Here is a 5,941-nt window from a genome sequence, read left to right as displayed (position 1 = left end):
GCTACAATCTGCTATTCAACAACAACTAGAGCAATTGAATGAATTATGGTCGTATGAACAAACACGGGAAAAAGAAGAGTTATTGGCTAAGGAGTCTGAATGGCATCATTGGCTGCTTAGAAAGCAACAGCTAACGAGTGACCTTGAACAAGCGAAAGCCGACATACAACAGCAAGCGCGAATGTTGGGGGTCAAAGACAAGTCCCATTTTTCTCAAGTGATAGCTATGGATGTATCCCTTCAAAAAGAAGAGCACTTTCAACAAGTAATGCATCGATTGCAACAAGCCGAAGAGGCTATTCGATTTGAACGACAAAGCTGGGAACGAACAAAAATCGAAAGAGAAGAAATTGAAAGTAGAATGCAACAGCTTCGTGCGTCTGCACCTACTGAAATGGAGCAACAACAAAGCGGAAATGTGCAAAAACTGATAAGACAAGTGGCCGAGTTGAAAGCCCGCCAGCAACTGGAGACACAGCCGGCAGCAGTGACGACAAACATTCCCCAAATTATCACCATCATGATTTGTATAGCCTCCATTCTAGGGGCTATTCTTTCAGGAAACTGGACGATCGCGATTGGTGGAATTGTGTTAGCCGGACTTATTTTTGTGTTATTGAACAAGATGAACCAAGGTACATCTGACAGGAAACCCGATGATTATTCATCGCAAATTGCAGCACTAGAACAGGAATTGTCCAGTACGGAGCATTTGGCCAATCGGGTAAGATTGTATAATGAACGAATGGATCAGCTCAAAGAAAAACTTCAAGATCAACATCGGTTGACGGTGAAGGTAGAGCAAAGTATCGGTATTCAAGAGGCAAAATGTGAGGAAGCGAAAGAGACATTATCGGATTTTCTTCAGCTTCATGGATTTACAGAGCTATTGCATCCGAAATTGTTCCCAGAACTGTTTAAACGCATTCGTCATATTCAGGAACAGCAACAATCAATTTCACAAAAATTGACGGATGTTCAATCTCTTGAAGAAAAAATTCAAAAACGACTTAAAAAAATGTCCGAAGCAACGGGAGAGGCACTTTCAAAAGAGCATGCTTATCATCGGTTGCGTGAGATCTGCAACAATGCAAAAACAAATCGAAAAGAGCATGAAATGTATCAAGTAAAAATGAAAGAATGGGAAGCTCAGCTATCAGAAAAAGAGAAGTTGTTTGATGCCTTGTCTGAAGACGTACAAAAGTTGTGGAGTGAAGCGCAAGTCGATTCTGAACGTGGATTTTATGAAGCCGACGTAGCATACCGTCTGAAACAAACCCTTCAACAGGAATACCAGTCGATTCAAGCGCAACTCAAATCAATTGGTGAAATCGCAATGTCTACTGTAAATCATGAGGAACAAGAAGCCCAGTTGACTCAATTAAAGGAACAAGCAAATAATCTTACCAAATCCCGCCAAGACTTATTGGAGGAAAAAGCATTACTGAGACAGCAAACTAGCTCAATGCTTAGTGATGAAAATTATGGGTATATGCTACAACAATTTGAACAAAAGAAAACTGAACTCGCAGAACTTGCACATAAATGGTCCATCAACAAAGTTGTATCGGAAGCCATCAGGCAAACGATGCACAATTTAAAAGAAAATAGACTCCCATTTGTTCTTGAAAAAGCACAGCAGTTCTTTACGCACTTAACAAATGGACGATATGAGTCACTTGAAGTTAATGATGAGGGAATTTTCGAAGCGGTCCATTCACAAGGCATGCGTTATCGAATTGCGGAATTGAGTCAAGCTACGAAAGAACAAGCGTATATTGCCATGCGATTCGCTTTGGCGGAATCATTGGTTGGATCCGTGCCTTTCCCATTCGTAATGGATGATCCATTTGTCCATTTCGATCGTTTCCGTGTGAAACAAATGGTACAATTAATGTCAGATTTAGAAAACCATCATCAATTCTTGTATTTCACTTGTCATGAAGAGATGACGGCAATATGGACTGATGCACACATCATAGATGTTGCATTGTTGCAAAAGGAAAGGAGTGTATCGCCGGTATGAAAGGTAAAGGTATTTCAAACTTAGCAGTGGGCGAAACTGTCGATCATAATCTATTAATCAAGCAATCTATAAAGGCATTCACAACGACCGGAAACCCTTTTATGACCCTTATTCTTCAGGACAAAAGTGGAGATATCGAAGCGAAGCTCTGGGATACAAATGAAGAGCATGAAGCGTTGTATCATGCGGAAGCAATTGTTCGTGTAGGTGGAGAGATACAACATTACCGTGGGAAAAACCAATTGCGAATCAAAAGCATTCGAGTTGTAAAAGATGATGAAGGAATTTCATTAAGTGACCTTGTGCCATCTGCTGAAAAAGCGAAAGAAGTATTGTTTGAGGAGTTAATGCAATTCTTCTTTGAAATGAAGAATCCACAGATTCAGCGAATAACGCGTCACTTGTTGAAAAAACATCAAGCGTCCATCATGACTTATCCTGCTGCAACGAAAAATCATCACGATTATGTCTCTGGTTTAATTGACCACGTCGTATCGATGTTAAAGCTTGGTAAATCATTATGTGATTTGTATCCTTCATTGAATAAAGATTTACTCTATGCAGGCATTATTTTGCATGATGTAGGAAAAGTTACCGAGTTATCAGGGCCAATCGCAACTTCTTATACCATCGAAGGGAATTTGTTAGGCCATATTACAATCATGGTCAATGAGATTTCAAAAGCGGCAGAGGAGTTACAAATTGAAGGGGAAGAAGTCATGCTTCTCCAGCACATGGTTTTGTCGCATCACGGGAAAGAAGAGTGGGGCAGTCCTAAAAAACCAATGCTGCGTGAGGCAGAAATTCTTCACTATATTGATAATATCGATGCGAAGATGAATATGCTGGATCGAGCATTAAAGAAAACGAACCCTGGAGAGTTTTCCGAGCGTCTATTCCCACTCGACAATCGTTCATTTTATAAACCAACGTTTGAATAAGAAAACGTGTATTAGGTAGTTAGTTATGCAAAGATTAACAATGATAAATAACAAGAAGGCTCAGTTAACAACCGTGAAAGTTAACATAGCACATAACAAAAAGGCGCTTCCTCAAATGGGAAGCGCCTTTCCTGTACACATTATTATTCAGCAGCTTCAGGTTCTGCTGGCTCTGGATTTAACATTTGATCGATTGCACCTTTTAAGTCTTCATCGTTAATCTTGATATCTGCTTCTTTCATTAACTTCGATACTTTAGGTAGCAAAGTGCTTTGATCAGCTTTTTGCAATTTTAAGGTTTTAGTTATTTCTGCTTTTTCATCTTCAAATGAACCAACCTTAGCTTCACGCTTGTCCGTTACTTGGATAATATGATAGCCAAATTTAGTTTTTACTGGCTCACTGATTTTGTTAATTTCCAATGCCAATGCTGCATCAGAGAATTCTTTTACCATTTTATCTGGAGTAAACCAGCCAAGTTCGCCACCTGATTGCTGTGCTGCTTGCTCAGTTGAATATTCTTTTGCTACAGTAGCGAAATCAGCGCCACCATCAAGCTTCGCTTTAACTTCCTTCGCAGTTGCTTCGTCTGCTACTAATACATGACGTGCATTTAATTCTGTTTTCATGTTTTCGTATTGAGCTTTTACTTCTTTGTCGGTAACTTTAACGTCTTCAGTTAAAGCTTTTTCTTGCAATAAGTTCAAACGAATGTATTTTTTATAGCTCTCTTCTGTTTGACCTTGTTGTGCAAGATATTGATCAAAGCTTTCGCCCATTTCTTTTTTCTCTTTGTCAAATTGAGCTTTTACTTCTTTGTCTGAAACTTCATATTCTGAAGCTAATACTTTTTCAATGATTAAAACTTGAAGTGCTTGTTTACCAACGGATTCTTTCATTTCTTCATAAAGTTCGTTTTTCGTAATATCTCCAGCTTTAGACGTGACAATTGGTTTGTCGTCTGACGCTGAGTCGCCATTACAAGCTGATAAAGCTAATACAGATGCTGCTAATGTCAATGTTAATACGGTTTTTTTCATGGGAAATCTCTCCTAACTATCTTCTTATTGCCGTTGTTACTATACCATAGACGACGGAAAAACAAAAATGGTTCCCTCATATGCCTACGCTTGTTGAACACAAGAGCATACGATAACAAAGAGGAAGGGGGTGTGCGAAGTGAGTGGTGGGTTCCAGCATCAATCCAGCTTTGCTTTAATCGTTGTATTATTTATTCTTTTGATCATCGTAGGTGCAGCATTTTTGTGCTAATTTAAAAATCAGTAACGGCTGAGATAGACCGACATTGGCGTTGCATAAACTATCGGAAAAGAATATTTTCGGATGAAGTAGTGAAACGACTGTCCGAACTTACGCTGAAGCTGAACAGAGAGGCTCTCTTAATTTGTGGGTTTCTTTAAAAAGTATTCTTTGCTTTTCAAAAAGAAAAAGTCCATTTGCCTGGAGTCAGGCGAATGGACTTTTTTATGCGGTCAATAATATTTCTACATAAAAGGAAACAAGTAAAATCGTCACCAATACATTAATGGTTCGGAAAATCTTATTTTGTTTCTCTTCAGGAATTTCTCGTTGCGCACATAATGCATAAGTCATGCGATTAATCTGGAATAAATACACAATCGAGAATAGTACTACAACTGCGATAATCAAGTTTATTCCTCCCCTCTGCCAATCTTCACAAGCATATCAAAATCAAGAAAAAAAGAACAGCAATCCGTTTAAAAGGTAGCTGGAGGAACAAGAATTTCATATCCCGTTTCCGTTTCTTCAATTAAAGCTTTTTTGGGTGAACGGGCAAGATTTTTAATATATAACAAATCAATCAGACAGAGACCACAATGATAAGCTAGCAACATCGTAAAATAATGACCAAATTCGGGCATCATGAATGCACCAGTAATCAGCAGGCTGTTAATAATGAAAAACGGAGCAAGTAAAGCAAACAAGAAAAGTGCTTTAGGTACAGGCTCTTTTATGCGAATCGATAATATAGGCATAAAGCTGAATTGTTTTTTTACTGAGAAGTGTATGCGATTCCGATATCGAATCAATGGTAAAAAGTGAAGACTCTTATGAACCGGATACAATAACAAGAAACTCAGTAAAAAAACAGCGAATCGATCATCCGAAAGGCGATTGTCGTGTAAAATTTCGAGCAACACATAAAAAAGTGAAAATACGGCAACGACGAGTAATGACGATAACATGAAAATACGATCAAATCCGTATTGTTTTTTTACATTGATGGTTTTCCAGCAGTGCACTGTATGCATCTCCTATTGTAAAATAATGTACTTGCAGATACATACATTACGATGTTTTGATAGAAAAAGCAAGCCAATATTTATTACAAATTAGATAGCGTTTTCAAACGTTGCTATATTAACTCTTGTTTGTAACGGCCGGTTTAATGTTACCAATCTTTTCATCAAAGGATTGATCAATGTTTTTAAATGAATGTTCGAAGATTTCCATAAAGTCATCTCCATAAATATTTCGGATAACTGCCATGACTTCCATGAATTCGGGGAAACGCCCGTATAAATCTTTAAGAGGCATTGAACCTTCAATAACAGCGTGCTGAGAATCGTGATAATGCTCAATCATTTTAATTAATAATTCTTCACCTTGTTCAGTAAGCTCGATATACGTATTCCGCTTGTCATCTTCTCGTTTTGAAAAAGACAAAAGCCCACGTTCTTCCAATTTTTTTGAAAAGTTGAATGCAGTAGACACATGCATTACACCAAACTTTGCAACATCTGAAATGGAAGCCCCTTTTAAATGATATGAAATCCATAAAATATGATGCTCATTAATATTCAAGTCATAAGGTTTTATCCATTGTTGCCAATCCTTTTCGACCGCTTTCCAAAGCGCTTTCGACAACTGGGCAATTCGCTGGCTGTAGAGCATAGCTTCTTTCATGGTATACAATTGTTCAGACATATCG

Annotated in this window: 7 protein-coding genes; 3 read left to right on the top strand and 4 right to left on the bottom strand. The window is 38.2% G+C overall.

Annotated elements, in window-relative coordinates; all coding sequences use genetic code 11:
* Both AC1DSB_RS13085 and yhaM read left to right on the top strand, forming a co-directional pair.
* A partial coding sequence (locus AC1DSB_RS13085; RefSeq protein WP_477586859.1) for an ATP-binding protein occupies window positions 1-2,026 on the top strand: 2,026 nt, incomplete at its 5' end.
* Entirely contained in the window at window positions 2,023-2,967 is a 945-nt protein-coding gene (gene yhaM, locus AC1DSB_RS13080) for a 3'-5' exoribonuclease YhaM (RefSeq protein WP_477532153.1), read from the top strand. The genes AC1DSB_RS13085 and yhaM, both read left to right, overlap by 4 nt.
* Window positions 2,968-3,110: 143 nt before the next feature.
* On the opposite strand, the gene AC1DSB_RS13075 is transcribed toward yhaM, so the two are convergent.
* Complete coding sequence (locus AC1DSB_RS13075) at window positions 3,111-4,007, bottom strand: peptidylprolyl isomerase (RefSeq protein WP_477532152.1); 897 nt, start codon at window positions 4,005-4,007, stop codon at window positions 3,111-3,113.
* A 130-nt stretch (window positions 4,008-4,137) separates the two neighbouring features.
* Between AC1DSB_RS13075 and AC1DSB_RS13070 the strand changes: the two genes are divergently transcribed.
* The gene (locus AC1DSB_RS13070; RefSeq protein ID WP_231391157.1) at window positions 4,138-4,239 is read left to right on the top strand and encodes a YjcZ family sporulation protein; all 102 of its coding nucleotides are present in this window, start codon (window positions 4,138-4,140) and stop codon (window positions 4,237-4,239) included.
* 213 nt (window positions 4,240-4,452) lie between these two features.
* Here the strand turns inward: AC1DSB_RS13070 and AC1DSB_RS13065 are convergent, their stop codons facing one another.
* The 3 genes from AC1DSB_RS13065 to AC1DSB_RS13055 all read right to left on the bottom strand — a co-directional run bounded on the left by AC1DSB_RS13065 (window position 4,453) and on the right by AC1DSB_RS13055 (window position 5,937).
* Entirely contained in the window at window positions 4,453-4,638 is a 186-nt protein-coding gene (locus AC1DSB_RS13065) for a hypothetical protein (protein WP_016429167.1), read from the bottom strand.
* A 68-nt stretch (window positions 4,639-4,706) separates the two neighbouring features.
* Window positions 4,707-5,252, bottom strand: a complete 546-nt coding sequence (locus AC1DSB_RS13060; RefSeq protein ID WP_477532151.1) for a DUF3267 domain-containing protein — start codon at window positions 5,250-5,252, stop codon at window positions 4,707-4,709.
* Window positions 5,253-5,370: 118 nt separating this feature from the next.
* Entirely contained in the window at window positions 5,371-5,937 is a 567-nt protein-coding gene (locus tag AC1DSB_RS13055; RefSeq protein WP_016429165.1) for an HTH-type transcriptional regulator Hpr, read from the bottom strand.
* Window positions 5,938-5,941: the final 4 nt, after the last annotated feature.

The sequence above is a fragment of the Paenisporosarcina sp. P4_E4_2 genome (assembly GCF_056401595.1).
The sequence above is the reverse complement of the archived record's forward strand: the minus strand, read 5'-3'. Positions and strand labels throughout refer to the sequence as shown.